Annotated in this window: 33 protein-coding genes and 2 pseudogenes; 20 read left to right on the forward strand and 15 right to left on the reverse strand. The window is 39.2% G+C overall.

The genetic code is table 11. The annotated features are described in order from the left end of the window. Positions 1 to 126: 126 nt before the first annotated feature. The 8 genes from ACFIK7_RS06605 to ACFIK7_RS06640 form a co-directional block, all read right to left on the reverse strand. Positions 127 to 750, reverse strand: a complete 624-nt coding sequence (locus ACFIK7_RS06605) for a lambda exonuclease family protein (protein ID WP_273790348.1) — start codon at positions 748 to 750, stop codon at positions 127 to 129. A gap of 1 nt (position 751) precedes the next feature. Beyond that, positions 752 to 1,561: an ERF family protein gene (locus ACFIK7_RS06610; protein ID WP_273790347.1), complete on the reverse strand. Its 810-nt coding sequence runs from the start codon at positions 1,559 to 1,561 to the stop codon at positions 752 to 754. A 241-nt stretch (positions 1,562 to 1,802) separates the two neighbouring features. After that, entirely contained in the window at positions 1,803 to 2,186 is a 384-nt protein-coding gene (locus ACFIK7_RS06615) for a hypothetical protein (protein WP_273790346.1), read from the reverse strand. Beyond that, on the reverse strand, positions 2,180 to 2,584 hold the full coding sequence (locus ACFIK7_RS06620) for a hypothetical protein (protein ID WP_273790345.1): 405 nt from the start codon (positions 2,582 to 2,584) through the stop codon (positions 2,180 to 2,182). The genes ACFIK7_RS06615 and ACFIK7_RS06620 overlap by 7 nt, the downstream gene beginning before the upstream one ends. A gap of 12 nt (positions 2,585 to 2,596) precedes the next feature. After that, a complete protein-coding gene (locus ACFIK7_RS06625) occupies positions 2,597 to 3,325 on the reverse strand; it encodes a Rha family transcriptional regulator (RefSeq protein ID WP_375637860.1) in 729 nt (242 codons plus the stop codon). Next, on the reverse strand, positions 3,318 to 3,767 hold the full coding sequence (locus ACFIK7_RS06630) for an antA/AntB antirepressor family protein (RefSeq protein WP_375637859.1): 450 nt from the start codon (positions 3,765 to 3,767) through the stop codon (positions 3,318 to 3,320). Before ACFIK7_RS06630 ends, ACFIK7_RS06625 begins: the two co-directional genes overlap by 8 nt. Before the next feature lie 67 nt (positions 3,768 to 3,834). Continuing rightward, the gene (locus tag ACFIK7_RS06635) at positions 3,835 to 4,209 is read right to left on the reverse strand and encodes a hypothetical protein (protein WP_375637858.1); all 375 of its coding nucleotides are present in this window, start codon (positions 4,207 to 4,209) and stop codon (positions 3,835 to 3,837) included. A gap of 210 nt (positions 4,210 to 4,419) precedes the next feature. Then, positions 4,420 to 4,719: a helix-turn-helix domain-containing protein gene (locus tag ACFIK7_RS06640; RefSeq protein WP_015856266.1), complete on the reverse strand. Its 300-nt coding sequence runs from the start codon at positions 4,717 to 4,719 to the stop codon at positions 4,420 to 4,422. Between the two features lie 92 nt (positions 4,720 to 4,811). On the opposite strand from ACFIK7_RS06640, the gene ACFIK7_RS06645 reads away from it, so the two are divergent. Next, the gene (locus ACFIK7_RS06645) at positions 4,812 to 5,120 is read left to right on the forward strand and encodes a helix-turn-helix domain-containing protein (RefSeq protein WP_375637857.1); all 309 of its coding nucleotides are present in this window, start codon (positions 4,812 to 4,814) and stop codon (positions 5,118 to 5,120) included. Between the two features lie 166 nt (positions 5,121 to 5,286). Here ACFIK7_RS06645 and ACFIK7_RS06650 read toward each other — a convergent pair whose 3' ends face one another. Then, positions 5,287 to 5,931, reverse strand: a complete 645-nt coding sequence (locus ACFIK7_RS06650) for a hypothetical protein (RefSeq protein ID WP_208438211.1) — start codon at positions 5,929 to 5,931, stop codon at positions 5,287 to 5,289. Between the two features lie 70 nt (positions 5,932 to 6,001). Here ACFIK7_RS06650 and ACFIK7_RS06655 point away from each other — a divergent pair, with 70 nt between their 5' ends. The 6 genes from ACFIK7_RS06655 (at position 6,002) to ACFIK7_RS06680 (ending at position 9,674) form a co-directional block, all read left to right on the forward strand. Next, positions 6,002 to 6,469 carry a crossover junction endodeoxyribonuclease RuvC gene (locus tag ACFIK7_RS06655; protein ID WP_375663129.1) on the forward strand — a complete coding sequence of 156 codons (468 nt, stop codon included), beginning with the start codon at positions 6,002 to 6,004 and terminating at the stop codon, positions 6,467 to 6,469. Next, complete coding sequence (locus ACFIK7_RS06660) at positions 6,462 to 6,809, forward strand: DUF1376 domain-containing protein (protein ID WP_375663130.1); 348 nt, start codon at positions 6,462 to 6,464, stop codon at positions 6,807 to 6,809. The genes ACFIK7_RS06655 and ACFIK7_RS06660 overlap by 8 nt, the downstream gene beginning before the upstream one ends. Next, positions 6,799 to 7,968, forward strand: a complete 1,170-nt coding sequence (locus ACFIK7_RS06665) for a hypothetical protein (protein WP_375631605.1) — start codon at positions 6,799 to 6,801, stop codon at positions 7,966 to 7,968. The genes ACFIK7_RS06660 and ACFIK7_RS06665 overlap by 11 nt, the downstream gene beginning before the upstream one ends. Then, on the forward strand, positions 7,952 to 8,386 hold the full coding sequence (locus ACFIK7_RS06670; RefSeq protein WP_273790335.1) for a hypothetical protein: 435 nt from the start codon (positions 7,952 to 7,954) through the stop codon (positions 8,384 to 8,386). The genes ACFIK7_RS06665 and ACFIK7_RS06670 overlap by 17 nt, the downstream gene beginning before the upstream one ends. A 154-nt stretch (positions 8,387 to 8,540) precedes the next feature. Then, positions 8,541 to 8,888, forward strand: a complete 348-nt coding sequence (locus ACFIK7_RS06675) for a hypothetical protein (protein ID WP_375663131.1) — start codon at positions 8,541 to 8,543, stop codon at positions 8,886 to 8,888. Positions 8,889 to 9,125: 237 nt separating this feature from the next. Continuing rightward, positions 9,126 to 9,674, forward strand: a complete 549-nt coding sequence (locus ACFIK7_RS06680; RefSeq protein ID WP_375663132.1) for an antA/AntB antirepressor family protein — start codon at positions 9,126 to 9,128, stop codon at positions 9,672 to 9,674. A 41-nt stretch (positions 9,675 to 9,715) separates the two neighbouring features. Here ACFIK7_RS06680 and ACFIK7_RS06685 read toward each other — a convergent pair whose 3' ends face one another. Continuing rightward, positions 9,716 to 10,144, reverse strand: a complete 429-nt coding sequence (locus tag ACFIK7_RS06685; RefSeq protein WP_006589119.1) for a type II toxin-antitoxin system HicB family antitoxin — start codon at positions 10,142 to 10,144, stop codon at positions 9,716 to 9,718. Between the two features lie 67 nt (positions 10,145 to 10,211). Further along, positions 10,212 to 10,403 carry a hypothetical protein gene (locus ACFIK7_RS06690; protein ID WP_004859817.1) on the reverse strand — a complete coding sequence of 64 codons (192 nt, stop codon included), beginning with the start codon at positions 10,401 to 10,403 and terminating at the stop codon, positions 10,212 to 10,214. A gap of 301 nt (positions 10,404 to 10,704) precedes the next feature. On the opposite strand from ACFIK7_RS06690, the gene ssb reads away from it, so the two are divergent. Next, on the forward strand, positions 10,705 to 11,157 hold the full coding sequence (gene ssb, locus ACFIK7_RS06695) for a single-stranded DNA-binding protein (protein WP_375631613.1): 453 nt from the start codon (positions 10,705 to 10,707) through the stop codon (positions 11,155 to 11,157). A gap of 12 nt (positions 11,158 to 11,169) precedes the next feature. Beyond that, a pseudogene (locus tag ACFIK7_RS06700) lies at positions 11,170 to 11,773 on the forward strand (hypothetical protein). Positions 11,774 to 11,776: 3 nt separating this feature from the next. On the opposite strand, the gene ACFIK7_RS06705 reads toward ACFIK7_RS06700, so the two are convergent. After that, complete coding sequence (locus tag ACFIK7_RS06705) at positions 11,777 to 12,199, reverse strand: type II toxin-antitoxin system HicB family antitoxin (protein WP_375613904.1); 423 nt, start codon at positions 12,197 to 12,199, stop codon at positions 11,777 to 11,779. 20 nt (positions 12,200 to 12,219) lie between these two features. After that, entirely contained in the window at positions 12,220 to 12,402 is a 183-nt protein-coding gene (locus tag ACFIK7_RS06710; RefSeq protein ID WP_006589116.1) for a type II toxin-antitoxin system HicA family toxin, read from the reverse strand. A 345-nt stretch (positions 12,403 to 12,747) separates the two neighbouring features. Here ACFIK7_RS06710 and ACFIK7_RS06715 point away from each other — a divergent pair, with 345 nt between their 5' ends. The 3 genes from ACFIK7_RS06715 to ACFIK7_RS06725 all read left to right on the forward strand — a co-directional run bounded on the left by ACFIK7_RS06715 (position 12,748) and on the right by ACFIK7_RS06725 (position 14,750). After that, complete coding sequence (locus ACFIK7_RS06715) at positions 12,748 to 13,068, forward strand: hypothetical protein (protein WP_375631617.1); 321 nt, start codon at positions 12,748 to 12,750, stop codon at positions 13,066 to 13,068. Between the two features lie 3 nt (positions 13,069 to 13,071). After that, positions 13,072 to 13,653, forward strand: coding sequence for a hypothetical protein (locus ACFIK7_RS06720; RefSeq protein ID WP_375663133.1), 582 nt, complete (start codon positions 13,072 to 13,074; stop codon positions 13,651 to 13,653). Between the two features lie 584 nt (positions 13,654 to 14,237). After that, on the forward strand, positions 14,238 to 14,750 hold the full coding sequence (locus tag ACFIK7_RS06725) for an antA/AntB antirepressor family protein (RefSeq protein ID WP_375631623.1): 513 nt from the start codon (positions 14,238 to 14,240) through the stop codon (positions 14,748 to 14,750). Positions 14,751 to 14,800: 50 nt separating this feature from the next. Here the strand turns inward: ACFIK7_RS06725 and ACFIK7_RS06730 are convergent, their stop codons facing one another. Both ACFIK7_RS06730 and ACFIK7_RS06735 read right to left on the reverse strand, forming a co-directional pair. Then, positions 14,801 to 15,106: a BrnA antitoxin family protein gene (locus tag ACFIK7_RS06730; RefSeq protein ID WP_273790326.1), complete on the reverse strand. Its 306-nt coding sequence runs from the start codon at positions 15,104 to 15,106 to the stop codon at positions 14,801 to 14,803. Continuing rightward, positions 15,084 to 15,350, reverse strand: coding sequence for a BrnT family toxin (locus ACFIK7_RS06735; protein WP_273790325.1), 267 nt, complete (start codon positions 15,348 to 15,350; stop codon positions 15,084 to 15,086). The genes ACFIK7_RS06730 and ACFIK7_RS06735 overlap by 23 nt, the downstream gene beginning before the upstream one ends. An 84-nt stretch (positions 15,351 to 15,434) precedes the next feature. On the opposite strand from ACFIK7_RS06735, the gene ACFIK7_RS06740 reads away from it, so the two are divergent. The 8 genes and pseudogenes from ACFIK7_RS06740 to ACFIK7_RS06775 form a co-directional block, all read left to right on the forward strand. Next, complete coding sequence (locus tag ACFIK7_RS06740; RefSeq protein WP_375663134.1) at positions 15,435 to 16,016, forward strand: hypothetical protein; 582 nt, start codon at positions 15,435 to 15,437, stop codon at positions 16,014 to 16,016. Next, entirely contained in the window at positions 16,009 to 17,937 is a 1,929-nt protein-coding gene (locus ACFIK7_RS06745) for a phage terminase large subunit family protein (protein ID WP_375663135.1), read from the forward strand. The genes ACFIK7_RS06740 and ACFIK7_RS06745 overlap by 8 nt, the downstream gene beginning before the upstream one ends. A gap of 3 nt (positions 17,938 to 17,940) precedes the next feature. After that, complete coding sequence (locus tag ACFIK7_RS06750; protein WP_273724442.1) at positions 17,941 to 18,189, forward strand: phage head-tail joining protein; 249 nt, start codon at positions 17,941 to 17,943, stop codon at positions 18,187 to 18,189. Beyond that, on the forward strand, positions 18,189 to 19,733 hold the full coding sequence (locus ACFIK7_RS06755; RefSeq protein WP_273790322.1) for a phage portal protein: 1,545 nt from the start codon (positions 18,189 to 18,191) through the stop codon (positions 19,731 to 19,733). The genes ACFIK7_RS06750 and ACFIK7_RS06755 overlap by 1 nt, the downstream gene beginning before the upstream one ends. Further along, a pseudogene (locus tag ACFIK7_RS06760) lies at positions 19,723 to 20,790 on the forward strand (S49 family peptidase). Before ACFIK7_RS06755 ends, ACFIK7_RS06760 begins: the two are co-directional and overlap by 11 nt. A gap of 110 nt (positions 20,791 to 20,900) precedes the next feature. Then, on the forward strand, positions 20,901 to 21,053 hold the full coding sequence (locus tag ACFIK7_RS06765) for a hypothetical protein (RefSeq protein ID WP_273790320.1): 153 nt from the start codon (positions 20,901 to 20,903) through the stop codon (positions 21,051 to 21,053). Beyond that, a complete protein-coding gene (locus ACFIK7_RS06770) occupies positions 21,050 to 21,418 on the forward strand; it encodes a head decoration protein (protein ID WP_375643668.1) in 369 nt (122 codons plus the stop codon). The genes ACFIK7_RS06765 and ACFIK7_RS06770 overlap by 4 nt, the downstream gene beginning before the upstream one ends. Before the next feature lie 12 nt (positions 21,419 to 21,430). Then, a partial coding sequence (locus ACFIK7_RS06775; RefSeq protein WP_375663136.1) for a major capsid protein occupies positions 21,431 to 21,822 on the forward strand: 392 nt, incomplete at its 3' end.

Below are 21,822 nucleotides of genomic sequence, written 5' to 3' on the forward strand. Positions count from 1 at the left end.
CCAATGGTAAAAAAACAAAATTCCTCATCTTTAGCAGGCTGTATGATAATATGTTTGGTGTTACACACGTTTAATTTCCTTGGTAAATGGGTGGGGGTGCTGGGAGGAGAGAGCACCCCCATAACGTCAAGCGGCTTTTGTCAAAATCTTTTGCATCTCTTGTTCTATTTCTGCTAAAAAAGCTTCGACCGCTTGATTAATCTGTTCAATGTGTTCTTCATCACGGTGAATGCGTTTGATTTTCATGCGTAAGTATGTTGATTGCCTCGTAAAACGTGGGTCATAACTGATAAAATCACACCATTTTCGTCCCGTACAAGCCATTTGGAATTGTATTTGCGCGCTATATTCAGGCTTTATAGTGTCATCTATAAAGAAGCGTAAATGGTTTGGTGATTGTGGACATTTGACTTCAACTAAACCGTCATCACCAACAAACCCATCAGGACTAGCACCAGCCATTTTGATTGTGGGGTGTTGTATGAAACCACACTCTATGATCTCTGTATCATAAATAAATGCATATTCTTTCAAGGCATCTTCTTCATGTTCAATGCCCCATTGCATAGCCGGCGTTGGATAAGATTGGCTTACTTCACCAGTTAAACGTTCTGTTATAAGTTTGATTTTGTAGTCTTCATATTTGTTTGTCGGCATTCCCTTTGCTGTTTTACTCAGTAGGTTGTAAACGTTTGAAGCGGTGACTTTTCCCAAGCGGGCCTGAAACCATTGTGCTGTTCTTTGTTCCATTTCACACCGCCGTTTGTTGTTGAGTTGGTGCATATTCAATATCTTGTATAGGTGCATCTAATTGCTCTTGTTGTGCTTTATTCATTTGCTTTCGCTGCTTTTTTTTCAAAGCAAACAAAGCGGTTTGTGCTTGTTTAAAAGACATATCTTTTAGATTTTTTACTCCTATGAAAGAGAGAAGCCTACTTTCTTCAGATTGTGTTTTTTTAATTAATTCTTTGATTTCATTCATCTGTTCAGAAGAGATACCCGCAAGAAGTGTTATTCCATCTGTATCGTCTTCTTTTCTTGCAACATTAAGAAGCATGCCTAAGAGATATCTACGTGCGTAGCTTATAGTAGAACCAACCGCTTGTGTGTTATTTTTGCTTCCCGTAGCATCAATGGGAAATGTTCCTTGTGTTGATATTTCATTGCCCGATATATGCTTTAAAGTCATTTCTACAGTTATGTCATTTGAACTCTGGTCTTTGATACGAGAGAACAAGGCAAAGTGATGTTTTGCAAGAGGTTCTTTAATAGCATCAATATATTTATCAAGCGTTGTATAGAGGCTTTTAGTATGTGTATTAATGGCATTTTGTTCGATATTTTTATATTCCACTTGTATAGCAGAAAGATCACGGACAAAGTTTTGACACTCTTGTCGTTCTATCTCCTTTTCTCGCAATTCAAGAAGACGCTTGAGACGATCCATATCGACATCATTTTCTAAAGCTCTTTCTAAAATAAGCTCCATAGCTGTAGGTTTGATTTCACAATCGTTCGTTTTTTCCACTAATTCCATTTGTGTGGTACTTAGTTCACTCATCTTGATTTCCTCCTATTTGAGCGCAATTCACCCGTGGCGTGAATCACGCATGTGTTAAAAGTTGGTTTGGTTGTTAGAGTTTGGATTTTATAGGCTGCATTATGTCTTCAGAAATTATGGTATCTACATAAGGCTCGTCTTTATACCCAGAGATAGTGATACAAAGTTCACCTAGATTGTGAGTATTTCTCACAACTAACTGTGCACACAAGGTAGGTTTAATTCCATATTTATACATGATTTATTTTTTCTCGTTTGTTGTGATACGGCTTTCTCCGCAGATCTCTGAATCTCCGTAAATTTTTGCGTCGCCATAAACTCTTGCATTGGGATAAACAATTGCATTTCCGTAAATCTGTGCGTTTTCAAAAATGCGACCACCACCATATACTCGGGCGTTATTATAAATTTTTGCATTGTCATAAATTTTTGAACCCCAAGTAACACAAGCATTATCATAGACCCAGCAATTGCCATCATGAGAGAGATTGCTTTCATTTTCTATAAAGCCCCCAAGGTCCCCAGCCTTAACATCATCAAAATCTCTTAAAGCACGAATGCGGTACAATGTATGGCAACTTACAATATCGGTGGTTTCATTAGTCAATTCGTATTTTTTCACCATGCTTTTTCTCCAGTGGACATGACGTTATCGCCATCAATATCCGCATCACGATAAATTTTTGCGTCGCCATAAATACGTGCATTACCGGAAACTGTTGCCATTCCATAAACTTCGGCAAAACCGTAAACATGTGCATTATGTTTAATTCGTGCACTACCATAAACTTCAGCATCATCATAAACTTGAGCATTATCGTAAACGCAAGCACAAGATAAGACGAATGCATTACCACCTACCCAGCAATTACCATGATGCGATAGGTTGTTTTCATGTTCTATAAAGCCGCCTAAATTACCTTTTTTAATAACTCCAAAGTCTCTTAAAGCGCGGATACGGTGAAGAGTTACCCCTTTAAACTCAGCTTTCTCATCAGTAAGTTCGTACTTCTTTTTTATCATAATAACCTCCTCTTAATGCATGGTTTGTCTTTTAAGCTCTTGAGACAGCACACCAATTCCTTTTGCTGTGATTTTTGCGCAAGGAATGACTTTTTCTATTCCACTTGCGGTTTGAAGTGTGATGGTTGGACAATCCATAAGTTTCTTTTGGATTTTGTCTTGATAAGGAAGCAAATTTCCACCTGCTGCTCGTCTGTAAACCCAACCTTTTTTCTGTAAGAAGAGAATGAACTGTTTTGGTTGCATCTCGAGTATTTTAGCGGCTTCTGTAAGACCGAAGAGTCCATTATGGCGCTGTAAGCTTTCAAGAGCCATTGCCTTTGGTTTTAAATTTGCAATAATGTTATCTTTTTGTTCATTTTCATTTTTGAGATACGTTAAAACACCAAGCATAACTTGAGGGCTTGAGTAGTCGATTTGTGGTATTACTGCTTGCTTTTCCAATTCTTGCCAACGGTCTATAATCCTAGCACGTAATGTCATGCTGTAACCGGAAACTAAGATAAGGCATTCACGCTTAGGGAGGTTGTAACAGTTCTGGGGCTTACCCTGTTTATCTAAATAGGTGGATCCAAATTTGGATTGACCCCCTTCAGGATATAATTCTCCTAACATTTGTCGAATATCACGCATAATATGCGCATGTTGCTTACCGCATAACTCTGCAATTTCACGACTAGACATCGTTTGAACTGTTGTGTTTTGAAAATTTCTTTCAGATGTTGTGATAAAATTATGCATGCTTCACTCCGTTCGTTGTGACAACATTGTCATTGTGCTTAATTTGCTGTCTTAGATGTCTTAAGAAATCTTCTAATGTTTCAGGATTTGAATAATCGATTTTTGAATTTGCTTTTTTTTCGCATTTCAGAAAATATTGACGGGCTTGTTTACCTTTTTCATTACGCTCTACCATGGCGAGCTCTTTTGCCATGTCTAATGTGAGGTGATAGTCTATAGCTGTAACAGCTCTAGATTTTGCGCTCCCCAATTTTGGGGACCGCAAATCTTGTGTTTTTATGAAATCAGTTCCCTCTTCAAATTCATATTGATGAATACGGTCCTTAATCCAAGTAGAGAAATCTTTCCCAATTTCCAAAAATTCATGCAATTCACGAGCGTTGACCGTTTGAACGGTTTCGTGTTTGATTGTATTGTGCTGGATAGCAATAGGCTTTTCCATTACGAACCTCATGTTGATGGGATTGATGAATGAAAGGAGGCGCTTTTAAAAGCGCCCTTTAGAATTTTTAAAGCACATCACAAGGACGCAAACGGTGTTGTTGTTCGTAAGTACCGTAAATCTCATCATTATATTTTTCGTCTGCGATCTCGTCTAAAAGTCTATTGTAAACATCACTTTCACGTATAAAGTAATGAACCTCACTATCTTCATCGAGACGTTCAATATTTTCTTTTACATATGCCTCTGCGATCTCTTCAGAAATATCTTCACAGTTCTTTTCAGAAGGATTGATGCGAAAGATTTGGATTGCATCATCTGCCTCATCAACAATGCTTAGAATTTGGCTTTTATCCAGTGGTCCAGACCGACCAATGTTTTGATCATCATCATAGACAACTAATAAAATTTCATCAGAATTTATAAGAATTGGATTTTCCATAATTTTTCCTCCCTAACGCCTCTTGGCGATTGTTTGTGCGTGGTTTATGAGATGTTTATACCATTATGGTAGTGTTGAGTCAATACCAAAATGGTTATTTTTTTTATTTTATATTTGGAAGGGGTGAAATAATGGATAAAAATCTATTGATTGATGAAAAAATATTAGCGTTTTGGAAAAAATTAACAGAGGATGAAAAAAAGAAATTTATTATTTCTTTTCTTGATAAAATGAAGAAAGAAGATCAAGAAGTTTAACTTTGTTATCATAACTTAGATGTTCGAGCATATCTTCTATTTGTGCATCTAAGTTATTTGTCTCCTGTTCTGAAAACATCAATTGTTTAGGGGTAACGGATAAGTGAGGTGCTAAACGTATAGCCCATTCTTTTGTTAATTTCCGATGACCATTTTCTAAGCGAAAAATCTGTGGTTGACTCGTACCTGCTAATTCAGCTAACTTTTTAGAGCTTAAGCCCATTTTCTCTCTGAAAAATTTTAAGTTATTCATGATTCTTATCCTATAAAAAAAATTTTATCTTTCAAATACCAATACGGTAAAAATCTCTTGCATTAAAAATACCGCTATGGTATGATTTGGGAATGTTTAAGCTAAAATCATATTTATTGAAGAATAATATTACTTACGCTGAGTTTGCAGCCTCTATAGGTGTTACACAGACATCAATAGCGCGTTACATAAATAAGAAGAGATTTCCTCAGCCTAGGATAATAAAGCAAATAGCAAAGATTACGGATAATTATGTAAGTCCTAGTGATTGGTATCAAGAAAATTTTACTACTGCAATACAAGAAAAAGCAACGCCTGCTTTTGTCAATGGTTCCACTGTTTGCATGAAGCCATGTGAACAAAATGAAATGACGAAGCTTCAATATGAAGAAAGGAAATAAAAATGGATTACGGTTTAGCAATATCATTACTGTCCATATCGGTTATCGTTTTGAATATAATTGTATTTTTTCACTGGTACAACAATAGATAGAGGAAGGAAATTAAGATAACTAAAGATTTAGGTCTTACAGCTTGTTTTTAGTGTGTAGCTATTTATTTCATTTTTTATTTATCGCGAATGAGGGAACGATATAGAGCACGTTCTGTCTTGGATATCTTAGCCAAAAAATTCAATCTTTGCGTCTCTGAAAAACGAAAAAAGCCAATGCAATAAAAAGCTTTAAGTGTTTTATTGGGATAGTTAGAGGAAGTGTGTTCTAAAATAATGTTTATAGGATTTACTACATTTGGTTGCATAGCTTGAATAGTCAGTAAAATTGTAAGTTCATTCTTACTTTCGACATTAAATAGATCAAATGTGCTCTCTGGTTCCGGTTTTAACTTAGGGTGCATTAAGTTGATGTGTTTAGGTTTTATAGGAATATTGATGCTTGGTTCTCTAATAATTCCGGGATTTGGATTGGGATAGACGGCTTCGACAAATTGAAACGGACTTTTGGGATCTAGCCAAATATTATTTATCTTAATTGCTTGTTTTGTGGGATTGTAGGAGGTTAAATCTACTTTGAATGTGGGATTTTCATTTGGATCGTAAGGTACGTTTGCTAGTGTTTTTGTATAATTAATTTGTAATTTAGGTCCTAGAGCTCGTTGTTTGTTTTTTCTGTATCCTGTCCAAACTGAAACACCAGCATGAATAGTTGTAGCAGTGATAGAGATTATAGAAAAGTATTCAAATATCGTTAACATTCTTTCCCCCCATTTCGAAAATAATTACCGTTGAACGGCTTTGTAAAAATAATTTTTAATGGAATAGCAAATGACTAACACGATTCTCTGTCTTGATCTAGGTACTAAGACAGGCTGGGCGATATGCGGTGCGGATGGTCACATCATCAGTGGTGTCATGAATTTCCACCCCCGATATTTTGAAGTCGGTGGAATGCATTATTTACGCTTTAAGAGATGTCTATCAGAAATAAAACAGACAGTAGGCAGCATTGACGCGATGTATTTTGAAGAAGTGAGGCGTCATAATAGTACTGATGCAGCGCATATTTACGGTGACTTGTTATCAACCTTAACGACGTGGTGTGAACATCATCAGATACCGTATGAAGGCATTCCTGTTGGCACAATTAAGAAAGCAACAACAGGAAAAGGAAACGCATCAAAAGTAAAAATGATTAAGGCAATATGTTCCAAAGGACATACGCCTAAAGACGACAACGAAGCAGATGCTTTAGCAATTTTATATTTAATAAAAGAAGGAGGCGCGCATGTCTAATGGTATGCCATGGATAAGATTCCATTTGTATGACTGGATAAGTGGTACAAATGGAATGACATCTGAACAACGGGGGGTTTATATAACCCTTCTCGTTTGCATGTATGAAAAAAAAGAACCACTTAAAACAGATTTTCAAACGCTTGCACGCGTTTGTCATTGTTCGCAGAAAAAATTTGCAGCTATTGTCGAATACTTAATGAGGAATGATAAACTTGTTGAGACAGATAATGGATTGTGGAATACGCGCGTTGAAGAAGAACTCAATAACCTCAGTGAAGAGCTAGATAATTTTACCTTTAATAATAATGAAGAAAAGGAGGTAAAATATGTCAACTAAATTGGCTTGGACGAGACTTAATACAGACCAGTGGCTATTTAAACTCTCTGATTTACCACCTATGGAAGTCAATGTTTATGTGAAGTTGCGGATAAGAATGTTACACACGCGTGAGCCTCTTTTGAATGATGCACGAATATTATCTCATTTTACTTGTTGTTCAGTAAAAAGATTTGAAAAGGCGTTAAATTATTTATTTAGATCTGGACACATCATTTATTTAGAAGATGGACGCTTGTGGAGTTTAGATGTTGAAGAAGAACTCAATAACTCAAATGAAAATTTAAATAAGTTTTCAGAGAGAGCAAAGAAAGCAGCGCAGGCAAAATGGGCAAAACATCATAAAGCAAAAACAATGAGTGATGATCAAGATGCTAAAAATGCTAAGCATGATGCTAACGGTATGCTTAAGGATGCTAAGCATGATGCTTGTGGGGATTTTAGCAATGCACAAGAAATGCTTAATGATGCCATTAACAATAACAATAACATATATAATAAAAAAACTAAAACTATCGTTTTAGCAAAAAAAGAAATTGGTTCTGAAAGTTTAGCAACAATCGATTTGGTTGACGAACCAACAGAGGTTGCTGCTGTTGAAACCACATCAGAGCAAATCACAACCTCATCAGACAACCAACCTCCCATTCACGAGCAAGAGAACGTTCCCAAAAAAGCAAAACGAGCGCAAGCTAATCGCGGTTGTCGATTGCCAGAGGATTTCAAACCTAATTTGCAATACGCAATCGATCAAGGATTAACCCATGATGAGGCGCTGTTAGAAACCGAACGGTTCACAAATTACTGGATAGCAAACCCAGGTAAAAATGCAAACAAACGAGATTGGCAAAGGACTTGGTACAATTGGGTCACAAGCCCTATCGGAACGCTAGCAAAGAAAAAAGCAAGATTAGAACAGGAAAAACGGTTAGGTGGTTATCATGGAAAATTCACTCAGAAAACTTTCACAGAACAGCTTGCAGAAGGCTTCAACGAACTCAGAGATCATCTCTCATCTGGAGAAGATTATGGAAATGATCAGTCCGGGGTATCCATTGACGCTGAAAGCTGGGAATACATTGACGAAACAGGAGGAAGAGCAAACCTTAGATGCTTGCAATCTTCTACAAGCGTTGCTCTCTGTGAAAGCTTCAGTTAAGCAAATTGAGCAAGCTTCTTTCCTACTCTCAAGCATGAGAGTCCCTGCGAACACAGATTCCAAAGCCGTTGTTCTATCCTATAGCATGATGCTGGAACGGATTTCAGCATATGCTTTGAAAAAAGGCGTCGAAGATATCGTAACTGGTCAAGCAATTGGGATATCAAAAACATTTATGCCAACTTGTGGAGAGCTTTTAACTTATTGCCAGACACTAGAAAATACCCTTCTTTCAAAAGCCGAAACTGTACGTAGAGCAATTGAAAACACATGTGAGAAAACACTCAAAGAAAAAACAGCGAAAGAGCATTTTAGACCACTAACGCTTGTTCACAAGCAAGAGCTTGAAGAAACTTTAAATGGCATTGGTGGGATAATGAAACGCTTTGGTCCACAGCAAACTAGTGAAAAGTGCTGATCGTTTTACGATTAGACATGCATTTAAATCGACAAAAAAGCACCTTACAAAGCGATTTAAAGATTTTATGATAGAATCAACATCTGCAATATAAAACGCTCTGTATGATCAAATTTGAGGTAAATAGACCAATTGGTAAAATTAGGATTAAAGCATGTTCATTTTTAAACATTTATTCTTAACAATCCGTAAACAACCCATGCGAAAAAAGTGGGTTGCAACAGCTGTTGGTTATGTTCCTTGGGGGGACGGAGCAGAGGAGTATTTTTACAACCTCTACGAATATGAAGACGGTACAAGAGAGTGTGAAAAGTTTGATGGCGGCCAGTATTATACCACACCAGAAAATGCGGATTTTAGTACCAAAGCGCAAGTGAAAGCATGGGTTTACGGTGGTGCTATTCCGAAAAGCGTTCTCAATTACGAACCTCTTATAGACGAGATCAACAGAGAGATCAAAAAATTTTCAGAAGCTTCTGAAAAAACAATGATTAGATGCTAACTCATATCAGGAACAACTTGACAAATTTTTAAAAGCCATTAGGTTACGAAGCAGGCTTAAAACACCTGTAACCAATCGGTTCAATAGTATCCCGAAAGATCTGTTGCCCATCATAAGAAATTTTGTCCAGGGTCTTCACATGTATGTCCAAGGGTAACCTAAAGATGTGAAGGACTGAATTGGTTCGGTTGTTTTAGCCCTGGATACTTAAACTTTTAAAACAAAGGAACCAATATTATGAACACTCTTATTAAAATATCAGAAAAAATTATTGAACAAGAAATTGTGCAAACGGTCAATGCTCGTGAGTTACACGCATTCATGGAAATAGGAAAACGTTTCGCTACTTGGATTACGGATCGTATTAATCAATATACATTTGAAGAAGGTAAAGACTTCATAAAAACACAAGATTTGCGGTTCCCAAAATTGGGAAGCGCAAAATCTAGAGCTGTTACAGCAATAGAATATCATCTCACTCTAGACATGGCAAAAGAGCTCTCAATGGTTGAACGCAATGAGAAAGGACGTCAAGCACGCCGTTACTTTATTGAGTGTGAAAAGAAACTAAAAAACCAAGCTGTTGATTATGACCGTGATACGCGCTTTGATTTGCCAAGTTATTGGGAAGGTATGAACGCTGGCGAAAAAGTTTTATATCTTTTAGGTCCTATTCATATGCGTCTTCTTGATGCCTTCAGAGTAGATGAAGAGAACAGAAAATATAAAGCCCTCATTAAAGAAGCAAAACAGGTTCTAGCAAGATCTGTCGTAAAAGCTGCTTAGATTTAAAAACATAACTCCCCATTTTAAAAGTGGGGAGGAAGTTAAGCCGCGTTTTTGATTGTAATAACGACTTGCTTGCCAAGAACACTCAGTGCTTGCTCTAGTGTTTGAAGCTTAGTTGGATAATTTGGATCAAGAATGCGTCTTGCTTCTGTTTCTTTTTTACCCAAACGATGTGCCAATTCTGTTTTTGTGATATTCGCTTCATTAAAGGCTTCTACCACTGCGAGCTTAAGAGCATTCCACGCATCTACCGTAACCTCTACAAGGTCTTTATACTGTTGTCGCATTGGTAAAGGCAAACCACGCATAGGATAGCTCCGTAATGCTAACCCTAAAGCTTCAACAGCATTCTCTAATGCCTCTGCTCTATTTTCTCCAGCTGTTATTGCTTCTGGTACATCTGGAAAGGTTACAATAAAACCACCATCTGGATCAGATTCCAGTTTTGCTTGATACGTGTATTCCATGTTTAGGTCTCCTCGCCATGATCAAAATGCTTTTGAAACGAAAAATTAAAGCCGTTGAGAGAGTAACTCATACCCCCAACTGCTTTTTTATTATTTTCACGTAAAGTGGGGTCAATTCACCAGATTTTATAACGGTTGTCTTGTCTCCAAAAGTTACCAAATAATGTGACCCTTTGCCTGCATCAGGAGCTTCACTGTAATGAATGCCTCTTTTTCTGGCTTCTTTACGTAATTCTCTAAGCAGTGCTTCTCGTTTCATTTAGCCTCCCCCTTTTTTCATAAAATGAATATCGCACAAAAAGGTTCGATAGTCAACAATAAATCGAACAAAAAAGTTTGATACAGACTCTTAATGAAAGGATATTTATTGAAAAGTTAAAAGCAGAAATAAGAAAGCCATGCCATTTGTGTGACATGTTTTTTTGATGAATAATTTGTCAAATAATATTATAATGTAATACTTAAAAAACTGTTATTAATAAACTGAAATAATTGAATAAATATGCAAATTATGCTAAGATTTTTCATGTATAAATTGCAAATCTAATGGGGCTACAAATATGCTAAATAAAGTGACGTTAATCGGGCGCCTTGGTGCTGATCCCGAAAGCAAAACAATGAATTCTGGAACAGAAGTAGTCAATTTTCGTATGGCAACTTCTGAAAGCTATACGGATAAAAATACTCATCAAAAAGTAGAAAAAACTGAATGGCATTCAGTTGTGATTTTTAATCCACATTTGGCAAAAATTGCACTTCAGTATCTAAACAAAGGTTCAAAAGTTTACGTAGAAGGAAAATTACAAACACGCAAATGGCAAGATAAAAATGGGCATGACCGTTACACAACAGAGATTGTCTTACCACAATTCAAAGGTGAATTGTATTTGCTTGATGCAAAGAAAGATCAATCGGCATCCCCTACCCCTTCACCTATTACTTCTCAAAATTATGCTATCGCTTCAGGTGCTCAAGATTATAGAACGGCTCTTAACGATAGCGTCCCATTCTGATTGAAAAAAAATATGACAAAAAGAAAAAAACGTGCAAAACGCGGTCGTCCTCGGATTAAAGGATGTATCAGAGAACCAAATGGACGCATCTCACGAGCAAAAACACCGCATGAACCCATGGATAAATTGGCAATTGAAATGCGTGCCAAACGCTTTGGCTTGACCATAGAAGAGGCTAAAAATCCGCTTTCCGGTACCTATATTGGGCGGCTTTATTTGCAAGGCGAAATAAATCAAGACCNATCCGCTTTCCGGTACCTATATTGGGCGGCTTTATTTGCAAGGCGAAATAAATCAAGACCAATATGATGCTGCGCAAAAATATCTTGAAGTGAAAAACAATTACCTATGTGCAAAAGGATTGCCTAATGCAATTTATGATGAAATGCCTACAACTTCTGATAACGGAGCAAGAGAGAAATGGGTACAGATAGCAACAGAACATCTTTTAGCTGTAAAAAATGTTGTTCAAGAAGCTCAATATTTACACCGTCAATATAACCTTCATGCTGCATTACAGTATCTTGTCATAGAAGATCAATCACTACCACACCTTGTGCTTTCATTGCGCATTGCTCTTAATGCGCTTTATAAACATTTTACGCAAAACCGGTAGTTTTCAAGCGGCGTCTTGGATATTAATGGCAACCTCTTTTCCAAGAGCAATGAGAGTAGATTCTAAGGCATCTAATTTGGTTGCGTGGTTTAAATCCAACAATCGGTCAATTTGTATTGGATGAAGTTTTAAAAGACGTACGAGATCAGCTTTGCGTAAGTTTTTTTCAATCATAGCGTTATGTATTGCAATTTTTAAAGTTACCAATGAAGATACTTCAACAAAAGGATAGGCAATATCACGATGTCCAAAGGGAATAGGTTCACGATCTTGAAAACGCCCCATAATGACTGTTAAAAGTGCATTTTTAGCCTGTTCCAAAGCTTCTTTTTCATCGTTACCATAAGTAATAAATTCCTGAAAGTCTTTAGAGACGACTAGAAGAGTATCATTGTCATCTTTGATAAATTTGATTGCATATTTCATTTACACCTCCATATCCTGGCTTATTTTAGGTCAAGATCTTTAAGAATCTTCTGGACTAATCCTGTTCCTAATTCTTTTCGCGTACCATGCATAGGTAAAACGGACTTTTTAGAACCACGCTTTACAAGCAAATGCCCTCCCTTCCCTGAAGTAAAACTGCAACCATGCTTTATAAGATATCTTTTCAATTCTTGACTATTCATTATAATAATATAACATCTAAAATGTTTCAATACAACATAAATGTTGCATTAAAGGAAAATAAAGGACATCTTTTAAAACACCATATTTAGGTAAAAAAATAAAAAAAATACAAGATCATGATTTTTTTGTTGACATAGTGTAAAAAATCGTATTTAGTGAGGGTACTGCACTAGTCGTATTGTGTCTAAAATTCAAAAATATCCCCAAAAATTCAGCAAAATGTGATCTTGAAACGTGGCTAGAAAGCCCTGTTTTCTGGGTAATTCTGACTAATCTATTTTTCAAATAACAAAAATCAATAATTGACTAATGATGTCATTAATTATGACGCAAAAGGAGCAATGATGAAAGCTGTCATCACTAAGCCAATGTGTGTTGTTGGAGACAATAAAAGCACTGTTCGCTTTGAACCATCAACACCCAATAATCCATTTGTTGAAGTTTCTAATCAAGTCTACGCACGTCTCAAGCGCGCCAATGCTGCAAAACTTTTTGTTGACGTCAAGACAACAGCAAAAACAGATAAGGCAATTGAACAAATTAAACAGATAGAACAAGAAGCCGTACAAACATCGTCTGAACCAGTGACAGAGGAAATTCCACTCGAACAGCCAAAAGCATCTAAAGCTTCTAAGTCATCAACACCTACCCCAAAAAAGGCTTAGAAGTTGAAGTTAATCATCCACCAAAAATGGTATCTTCAACAGGTGAAGGATACCTTCACCAGTCTTCAAGCACCACGCCTTAATTGGGCTCTGCGTAATGCTCTAAACACTGCAGCAAAACAAGTTGAACGCTTTACTGAAAAGCAAGTTGCAGACATCTCATCAGCCCAAATAAAGCGTATAAGAAGAGGTGTTTATATTAAAGAAAAGGCAACAGCAAGGTTTCTTGAGACAGATATCATTGGTTCTGGAACACCAATACCTCTTAAATTTTTTAAAGCAAAAGAAACAAAACGCGGAGTAACATACAAAATGTTTGGAAAAAAAGAAATCTTACCCCATGCTTTTATCAAAGGTGGGAGTTTTCCAAAGCGTGTTGAATTAAAAAAGCTGAATGGGAATGTGTTTCAAAGAGCGGATGGAGATCAATTCCCCATTGCAAAACAAGAAGGACCTTCAATTGCTAAAGTGATGTCCAAGCCAGAGATTGCAAGTGCTATTGCACAATATGCCAATGAAAGATTAACTGAAAACATACAGAGACAACTTAAACGTCAAGAATACGCTGCTAATAAGAAAGGCTAGATCATGTTCTCAAGCTTTATCTATATATTCCATATCCTTATGAGTTTAGGAATTACATATTCTTATTGCAATTTTAAAAACAGATTATCACTTATGCTTCGCTTTTTCCAGAAAAAATACAATAAAATCAATGCAAAAGGTACTTCCCAGCGGGTTGGCTTCGTTGCGGGGCGGACGAGCGCGAACTATCGCTAGCGACAGAATTTTCAAATTGACTGTACATTGTACATTTAACTCATTGATAAATAATGATTTCAATATGTACACTGTACAGTATGCGATTATTTTTAGATAAAAATTATGTTTATTCTTGACATTGTTGCGTCAATGTCTATTTTCGAATCAGGTGCCTAGAAAACACCTTAAACACATAGCGGATTGGTTGCCGAAATAATCAGTCTTCCGCACATTAAAGACTTTGACTCATTGTATGTTAGGCGCATATAATAACTTTGTCGGGTGTAGTTATGCTATACAATACCCTTGTGGGGAAAGCATAACGACGGGCTATGTGCCGTGTTTTCTAGCACCCGGCATCTTTTAGAGTGTCAATAGAAAACCTTTAAGCACATAGGAGCCAAATCATGGCACAATATTTAATTGACTTACATCAGACTACGATTGATGGTGATATCGTTCAGACAGTGAATGCACGTGAATTACATACATTTTTGGCAATAGGAAAACGTTTTGCTACTTGGATTACGAACCGCATTAATCAGTATGCATTTGAAGAGGGAAAGGACTATATTTTAACGCTTCCCAAAATTGGGAAACGTAAAAATGTTATAAGTAAAGAATATCATCTCACCCTAGACATGGCAAAAGAGCTTTCCATGGTTGAACGTAACGAGAAAGGACGTCAAGCACGCCGTTACTTTATTGAGTGTGAGAAGAAACTGAGAAACCAAGCTGTTGATTATGAATTATTTTCTTATGAGTGTTTTAAAAAACCTGCAGGTATTGGAGAAATCTTAGGATTGATGATGAGGCGTTTGTTGGATGCAAATGACCTCGAAAAAGAGCTTGATCATTACAAATCAGTTACAAAAGAAGCTAAGCGCGTTTTAGCAAGATCTGTCGTAAAAGCTGCTTAGATTTAAAACACATCTCCCCTCCCCGTTCTCAAAATGGGGAGGTGGTTGGTTTAGCTGCCACTTGCTTTTTTTAAGACTTCACCCATACGTGTTCGCCAGTCTTTTCCTTGTTTTTTAAAAGAAGCAATAACGTTTGGGTCAAGGCGTAGAGTAACCGCTTGTTTGGGAGATTCAACGGGTGGACGCCCACGTTTACGGCGTTCTTCTGTTACATATTTAAAAAAGGAAGGTGGTAAAACATCTTTAGCTGGCTTTAAGCGTGCAAGTTCTTCATCTGTTAGTGGTGGGGAATCCACAGCGTCCCAATCTTCTTTTGTATAATCACATCCTGCTTCAAAGGTTTTTTTGATAGTCATTGAAAACCTCTCTTTCTTTTTTATTCGCTTGACGAAAACTGATAATGGATATCGCTTCATTGCCAAGCTTTGCAAAAACAATAACTGTTGTGCCATTCGCAAAATGTCCAATAGCCTTCATGCGGTTTGAATGTGTTGCATCAATAAGAGCATGTTCCCAGTCAAAGTAAATAACATCAGCAAAATCAAGCTTATGTTTAACAATGTTTAAAGCTCTTTTTGGTTCATCCCACACTATCTTCATATATTTTATGTACACGAAAAATAAAACCTTGTCAATAATTAAAGTGTACAATAATTCGTATATACCATTCAAAATGGAGCAACTATGGATAAGAAGAATCGTGAGGGGATATCGGTTCGTGCGTTTGCGAAGAAGATGGGGGTTTCACATAATGCGGCTGTTTCACGATTTAAGACAGGTAAATTTGATACGGCTCTTTTTGAAGATGGTTCTGTCAATGAAGCCCTTGCCACAGCCATCTGGAATGAGAATCCAACAAAGCGCCCTGCTTCACTTTTAGCGCCTGATGGACAACCGCGGACAAAGATCAAACTAGCCTCTACAGATGGAGCCAATGAATACAAGATAAAACTGGAGCGAATGCAAGTTGCGCTTGAAAGCGAAAAGATTGCACTTGAACGATTGCGCGAAACCACTGTTGATCGAGAAGAAATGAAAAAGGCAGCGCGTGAGTTTGGAAGAGCGCACCGTGATGCTATGTTGAATTTTCCTCATCGTTTTGGTGCAAGCATTGCTGCACAAGTTGGATGTGATGCAGCCAGCCTTATTGGTGCTATTGATTACACTATGAGAACCGCTTTGCTTGAGGCGGTTAATATTCCAGTGCCTTTTCATGATCCTCATTCTCCAGAGTTAGAGAACTTGCAAGAAACGAATAATGGATGACAATGCAGTCGAAGAATTTTTCGCCCATGCCAATAATGCAAGACAACCGGACCCACCGTACACGGTTTCGCAATGGGCGGATAAGAATAGATACCTTAGCACGGTAGCAAGTGCTGAACCTGGATTGTGGAGAACAAAGCGGACCCCCTATTTGCGCGAAATCATGGATAACCTTTCCTCTCACAAACCAATTGAAACAACTATTGTCATGAAAGGGGCGCAAGTTGGCATGTCAGAGGCAGGATTAAATTTCTGCGGTTATGCTATTCATTATAGTCCAGGACCTGCTCTTTATGTGATGCCAACGGTTGAGACAGCCAAAAAGCTTTCAAAGACGCGGCTTGATCCTATGATTATGGCAAGCCCTGCTTTAAGCGAACGCATTGCCCCAGCGCGGGCACGCGACAGTGGTAATACAATGTTTTCGAAAGAGTTTGATGGTGGTGCACTGATGCTTACAGGGGCAAACAGTGCTGCTGGTTTGCGTTCCATGCCTATTCGTTATCTGATTTTAGATGAAGTGGATGGTTATCCTCTCAGTGTGGATAACGAAGGTGATCCGGTGATGATCGCTGAAAAGCGTACCTCAACCTTTGTACAACGAAAGATCTTTAAATTGTCCACACCCACCCACCGTGACACAAGCCGTATTGCCAAGGATTTTGTGCTAGGAGACCAGCGATATTACAACGTGCCTTGTGATGCATGTGGTGTTCTACAGCCCATTGTTTGGTCACAAATTAAGTGGCCAAAAGGCGCCCCCGAAAAAGCTGTGTTTGTTTGTGCCCATTGTGGCCATGAACATGCCGAGCACAGAAAAACAGATCTCATGTGTGAAGAACGAGGAGCATGTTGGGTACCAACCAGTGAATCAAGCAGACCCAATTTGCGTTCTTATCATATTTCGGCACTCTATTCCCCTTGGCTTACTTGGGGGGAATGCGCAAGAGAGTTTTTAAATGCCAAGGATGATCCAGCTCTTCTACAGCCTTTTGTCAATACAGTGCTTGGAGAGCCATGGGAGGACAGAACAGGCGAAGTTGTTGACCCAGATAGCCTCTATGCAAAACGCGAAGATTATCCCCTTGCACCAGAACAAGCCGTGTTGTTGACAGCGGGTATTGATGTGCAAAATGACCGCTTAGAACTTGAAGTGGTTGGATGGGGACGCAGTGAAGAAAGTTGGCATATTGATTATCAAGTTATCCTTGGTGATCCCTCTTCTTTTGAAGTATGGGACCAGCTGGATGAATACCTTACAAAACGCTGGCCACATACAGGCTATAAAGAGGGAATTAGGATAACAGCTGCTTGTATTGATACCGGTGGTGGACACACACAAGCGGTTTATAATTACGTGCGCCCCCGTGAGGGACGACGTATCTGGGGAATTAAGGGGCAAGCGGGATGGCGTGCGGTATGGCCACGCCGTCCAAGTAGAAACAACAAAGGACAGATTAATCTCTATATTGTTGGGGTTGATGCAGCAAAAGATATTATCACGGCACGGTTTAAAAAATCGGGACCTGAAGCATCGGGTGCTGGTGCAACACACTTTCACAAAAACCTTGATCGGGAATATTTTGACCAACTGACCGCTGAAAGAAAAGTCATCAAATATTTTAAAGGCTTCAAGCGTATTGAATGGCAAAAAAGTGAAAAGGCAAGAAACGAAGCCTTGGACTGTAGGGTCTATGCTTATGCTGCTTTACAAGGTCTGATTTCGGCAGGAATAAACCTTAATCGAGAAGTCGATATCTTAGAAGAGCGTCTGGAAAAACTTAAAATTGAAGGCTCTTTAGAGCAGCCAACATCAGAACATGTGCCCTCTCCTTCTCCAAGAAGATCTCAGACAGCACAACCTCAAAGGAAACAATCCAGAACGGTGATGAATCCTTATATGCAAGGGGATTGGAGGTAATTTATGGATACAGACTTGAACCAAGTAAACAGCAAAACTGACAGACTGGAAAGTTTAAAAAAGCGGCGTGAACAAATTGAAGAAGCTCTTTATTCGGGAGCACAATCGGTGCGCCATGGCGATAAGCAAGTCAGCAACCGTTCTGTTGAGGAACTGCGCAGAGCGCTTGAGATGCTGAACACACAAATAGCCAACCTTGAAGGACGCAAGCGTTCACGCGTTTTCTATTTTAATATATCACGAGGCTATTAATGGCTGGTTTTTTCAATAAACTCACGGGCTTTTTTACAATTTCTCGTCAACACAATCCCCATTTTGAAGCGGCAAGCAAAAGCCGCCGTATGGGTGGTTTTGACCCCGCAAAAAAACATATCAATAAAGCGATTGAAGAATGCGGTGATACCATTGTTGCCCGTTCAAGATGGCTTTATGACAATGAAGCTCTTTATGGTTCTGCAACGGAGGAATGGGTCTCTGCGGCTGTAAGTGATGGGATTAAACCTTATCCTCGTATTGAAGGCTTTCAAGAAGAAAAGAAAAAGCTTTTAGACTTATGGTGGCAATGGGTTGATGAAGCAGATTATGATGAAGATACCAGCTTTTATGGGCTGCAAGCAACCATTGCACGAGAGGTCTTTTTAACCGGAGAGTGCTTTGTAAGATTGCATTATGTTGATCTCTACGGACGCTCTGGTGTACCGCTTCAATTACAAGTTTATCCCACGGAAATGTTGGACCTTTCCTACAATGGACCGGCTGAGATTGAAGGCAATTACATTCGTATGGGAATTGAATTTAATGCCAGTGGCAAGCGCGTTGCTTATCATTTCTGGGAACATCACCCCTATGATGATGTCCCTGCAAATATGGCATTTGAGAGCCAAGAGCGCGTGCGTGTCCCCGCTGAAATGATCCTGCACATCAAAGAGCGCCGTATCGCAGGACAATTGCGCGGTTCTCCCAAAATAACGCGCTGTATGACAAAGATCTTTCAACTCGAATCCTATGACGACGCAGAACTCGATAGAAAAAGGACGGCGGCTCTTTTCGCGGCGTTTGTCAAGGACAATTCACCAAACGTCGAAAAATTATCCGATAATCGTGATAAAAACAACGTTGAAGAAGAATACAAAGCACCTGTCATTGCGCCCGGTGCATCTCTTTATTTAGGAGAGAATAAAGAAGTTACATTCTCAAATCCTGTTGAGGTTGGTGGCTCTTATGAGGCTTTTCAATTTCGCAATATCTTGAAAATTTGTGCAGCACTTAATATGCCTTATGCCGTTGTGACTGGAGACGTTACGCGGGGGAATTTTTCAAATGTACGCACCTCCATCATTCAGTTTAGACGGCACGTCAAACAATGGCGTGAACATATTATTGCCTTTCAGTTTAACCGCATTGTTTGGGAGCGTTTTGTTGAAATGGCAGTGCTTGCTGGATGCGTCAATTTGCCAGGGTGGGAAGAAAATTCCTTGCCATGGCTTCAATGTGAAAGCTTTGCACCCCCGCTTGAAATGATTGATCCAAACAAGGATATCTCAGCGGAAAAAGAAGAAATTCGTGCAGGCTTGAAAACACGACGCATGGCACTTGCCGAGCGCGGCTTTGATATCGACAGCATTCATGCCGAACTTGAAGAAGAGCACACAGACGCTCGTGCGCGCGGCTTATCTTTTGACACGGATATGGCAGCGCCTTCTGGTGAAAATCAAGCGATTGATACAGCAGATTCAGAACCTTCTGAGACTTATGAAAGTAACCAAGGCAGTGAGGCACATAAAAATGGTGAATAATCTTGATATGCCGTTCTTGGCATCACGGCTTTTTGGGGTTCCACATATGCTTGCCTCGACAAAACTTGATGTCATTTTGAATGCTCTTGCACCGCGTCTTTTTGAGGGAGAAAAGTTTGCCCCTGGGGCTTTTGCGCAAGGGGATACAACGGCTTTAAGACCCCCTGAAACTTATGTAGTACAAAACAATGTTGCCATAATACCGGTTCATGGCACGCTTGTGCGCCGTGGTGCATGGCTTGGGGCTTTATCGGGGCTAACCTCTTATGAAGGTTTAAGCGCTTCTTTTCGTGAAGCCATTGCACAACCTGATGTTCGTGCTGTCTTACTTGATATTGACAGCGGCGGTGGAGAAGCCGGTGGTGTCTTTGATTTGGTTGAAGAGTTTCAAACACTCTCAAAACAATACAATAAACCCATTTGGGCACATGCCAATGAGTTTGCCTGTTCTGCAGCTTATGCCATTGCCTGCTCTGCTTCTCAAATATGGGTTGCTCGCACGGGTGTTGTAGGCTCGATTGGAGTTGTTTGTGCTCATCTTGACCAGTCCCGTGCAGATGAAAAACACGGGTATAAATGGACCTTTGTCTTTGAAGGTGATCACAAAACCCATGGCAACCCTCACGAACCCTTGAGCGATACAGCACAGATAAAAATGCAAGCCGATTGCGCCCTGCTCTACGAGATGTTTGTCGATTTGGTGGCGCAAAACAGACGCTTAAATGCTGCTGCAATTCGTGACACAAAAGCAGAAACTTTTATAGGCACCCAAGCGATCACGCTTGGATTAGCAGATGTGCAAGGCACCCTTGCGCAAGCTTTGGAAGCCTTAACGGATTCCATATCACAAAACCCAACATCAACAACAAAAGAAGGACAAAACACATGGCACGCACACAATACCGCGCTGAAGAAGAGGATGACGAAAAGATTGTCGACATCATCAATGACGAGGAAGAGGACGAAGACGATAGCGACATAGACAAAAACGCCGAAGACTTCGACGATGAAGAAGACGAAGAGGACGAAGACAACGAAGACAAGCAGGAAAACATAAAAGCTGCTCTTGAAAAAGAAAGAAAGCGCGCAAAAGCACTAACAACCCTTGAAAGGCAAGCAAAGCACTTAGGCGTTTCTTTTGACGCAGCAAAAGCTATTCAAAAAGGTATGAGTATCGAGAAAGCACGCCAGTGTGTGTTGACGGCTGCTAGCTCTCAAAGCGCGTCTTTAAAAGTCTCGCCTTATACCCCTCATAGTGATGGGACGAGCAAGGCAAAGATTCATACAAAATGGGAAGCAGCTTGGAGGGCAGTGAAATGACGAATATTATTTATGACGACGTACGCAATGGCGCTTATCTTGGACCCTACGACCCCGATATGTCAAACGAAGAAGTGGTGTTTGCATCAGGAGCATTCATTGAAGCGGGAACTGTCATGGGAAAGATAACCACAACGGAACACTATGTCCCCCTTAATCCAGCAGCAACAGATGGCAGTCAAACACCGGCAGGGATTTCTTTTGCTACTGTTGACGCAACAGGCGCCGATCAACGCGCTGTGATTACAGCACGCTTATGCACAGTGAAAGCTTCTGAACTGCTATGGCCAGATGCCATCACGGATGAGAAAAAGAAAGCAGCCATTCAATCTTTAGAAGACCATAACAACATTCTATTGCGATAGGAGAATGCGCACATGGATATGAATTTTTTTAAACATGATGCTTTCTCAAGCATCACAATGATGAAAGCCATCGAAAACTATGAGTTTCAACCTGGTCTTGTAAGTTCTCTTAATCTCTTTGAAGAAGTTGAAACCAGTACCACAGTGGTTGGGATTGAACGGCGTGATAATACATTTTCGCTTATTCAAACCAGTGAACGTGGCGCACCTTTGACAGAAGGTGATAGAGAGGGTCGTAATCTTCGGTTTTTCAAAACAACACGGATTGCCAAAAGTGATACGGTGAAATCAGAAGAAATCCAAAACCGTCGTGAATTTGGCGCAGAAGATCAGTTAGAGACAGCAATGAAATATATTGCCAGAAAACAAAAGAAACTGATTTCTGAAATCGAATTGACATGGGA

It is taken from the genome of Bartonella sp. CL266QHHD, assembly GCF_042195355.1.
Lineage (GTDB): Bacteria > Pseudomonadota > Alphaproteobacteria > Rhizobiales > Rhizobiaceae > Bartonella.

Bases quoted from the DNA above. Each gene is read 5' to 3' on its own strand.
- ACFIK7_RS06605 (WP_273790348.1), bottom strand. From the start codon at position 750: ATGGAACAAAGAACAGCACAATGGTTTCAGGCCCGCTTGGGAAAAGTC.
- ACFIK7_RS06610 (WP_273790347.1), bottom strand. From the start codon at position 1,561: ATGAGTGAACTAAGTACCACACAAATGGAATTAGTGGAAAAAACGAAC.
- ACFIK7_RS06615 (WP_273790346.1), bottom strand. From the start codon at position 2,186: ATGGTGAAAAAATACGAATTGACTAATGAAACCACCGATATTGTAAGT.
- ACFIK7_RS06620 (WP_273790345.1), bottom strand. From the start codon at position 2,584: ATGATAAAAAAGAAGTACGAACTTACTGATGAGAAAGCTGAGTTTAAA.
- ACFIK7_RS06625 (WP_375637860.1), bottom strand. From the start codon at position 3,325: ATGCATAATTTTATCACAACATCTGAAAGAAATTTTCAAAACACAACA.
- ACFIK7_RS06630 (WP_375637859.1), bottom strand. From the start codon at position 3,767: ATGGAAAAGCCTATTGCTATCCAGCACAATACAATCAAACACGAAACC.
- ACFIK7_RS06635 (WP_375637858.1), bottom strand. From the start codon at position 4,209: ATGGAAAATCCAATTCTTATAAATTCTGATGAAATTTTATTAGTTGTC.
- ACFIK7_RS06640 (WP_015856266.1), bottom strand. From the start codon at position 4,719: ATGAATAACTTAAAATTTTTCAGAGAGAAAATGGGCTTAAGCTCTAAA.
- ACFIK7_RS06645 (WP_375637857.1), top strand. From the start codon at position 4,812: ATGTTTAAGCTAAAATCATATTTATTGAAGAATAATATTACTTACGCT.
- ACFIK7_RS06650 (WP_208438211.1), bottom strand. From the start codon at position 5,931: ATGTTAACGATATTTGAATACTTTTCTATAATCTCTATCACTGCTACA.
- ACFIK7_RS06655 (WP_375663129.1), top strand. From the start codon at position 6,002: ATGACTAACACGATTCTCTGTCTTGATCTAGGTACTAAGACAGGCTGG.
- ACFIK7_RS06660 (WP_375663130.1), top strand. From the start codon at position 6,462: ATGTCTAATGGTATGCCATGGATAAGATTCCATTTGTATGACTGGATA.
- ACFIK7_RS06665 (WP_375631605.1), top strand. From the start codon at position 6,799: ATGTCAACTAAATTGGCTTGGACGAGACTTAATACAGACCAGTGGCTA.
- ACFIK7_RS06675 (WP_375663131.1), top strand. From the start codon at position 8,541: ATGTTCATTTTTAAACATTTATTCTTAACAATCCGTAAACAACCCATG.
- ACFIK7_RS06680 (WP_375663132.1), top strand. From the start codon at position 9,126: ATGAACACTCTTATTAAAATATCAGAAAAAATTATTGAACAAGAAATT.
- ACFIK7_RS06685 (WP_006589119.1), bottom strand. From the start codon at position 10,144: ATGGAATACACGTATCAAGCAAAACTGGAATCTGATCCAGATGGTGGT.
- ACFIK7_RS06690 (WP_004859817.1), bottom strand. From the start codon at position 10,403: ATGAAACGAGAAGCACTGCTTAGAGAATTACGTAAAGAAGCCAGAAAA.
- ssb (WP_375631613.1), top strand. From the start codon at position 10,705: ATGCTAAATAAAGTGACGTTAATCGGGCGCCTTGGTGCTGATCCCGAA.
- ACFIK7_RS06705 (WP_375613904.1), bottom strand. From the start codon at position 12,199: ATGAAATATGCAATCAAATTTATCAAAGATGACAATGATACTCTTCTA.
- ACFIK7_RS06710 (WP_006589116.1), bottom strand. From the start codon at position 12,402: ATGAATAGTCAAGAATTGAAAAGATATCTTATAAAGCATGGTTGCAGT.
- ACFIK7_RS06715 (WP_375631617.1), top strand. From the start codon at position 12,748: ATGAAAGCTGTCATCACTAAGCCAATGTGTGTTGTTGGAGACAATAAA.
- ACFIK7_RS06725 (WP_375631623.1), top strand. From the start codon at position 14,238: ATGGCACAATATTTAATTGACTTACATCAGACTACGATTGATGGTGAT.
- ACFIK7_RS06730 (WP_273790326.1), bottom strand. From the start codon at position 15,106: ATGACTATCAAAAAAACCTTTGAAGCAGGATGTGATTATACAAAAGAA.
- ACFIK7_RS06735 (WP_273790325.1), bottom strand. From the start codon at position 15,350: ATGAAGATAGTGTGGGATGAACCAAAAAGAGCTTTAAACATTGTTAAA.
- ACFIK7_RS06740 (WP_375663134.1), top strand. From the start codon at position 15,435: ATGGATAAGAAGAATCGTGAGGGGATATCGGTTCGTGCGTTTGCGAAG.
- ACFIK7_RS06745 (WP_375663135.1), top strand. From the start codon at position 16,009: ATGGATGACAATGCAGTCGAAGAATTTTTCGCCCATGCCAATAATGCA.
- ACFIK7_RS06750 (WP_273724442.1), top strand. From the start codon at position 17,941: ATGGATACAGACTTGAACCAAGTAAACAGCAAAACTGACAGACTGGAA.
- ACFIK7_RS06755 (WP_273790322.1), top strand. From the start codon at position 18,189: ATGGCTGGTTTTTTCAATAAACTCACGGGCTTTTTTACAATTTCTCGT.
- ACFIK7_RS06765 (WP_273790320.1), top strand. From the start codon at position 20,901: ATGAGTATCGAGAAAGCACGCCAGTGTGTGTTGACGGCTGCTAGCTCT.
- ACFIK7_RS06770 (WP_375643668.1), top strand. From the start codon at position 21,050: ATGACGAATATTATTTATGACGACGTACGCAATGGCGCTTATCTTGGA.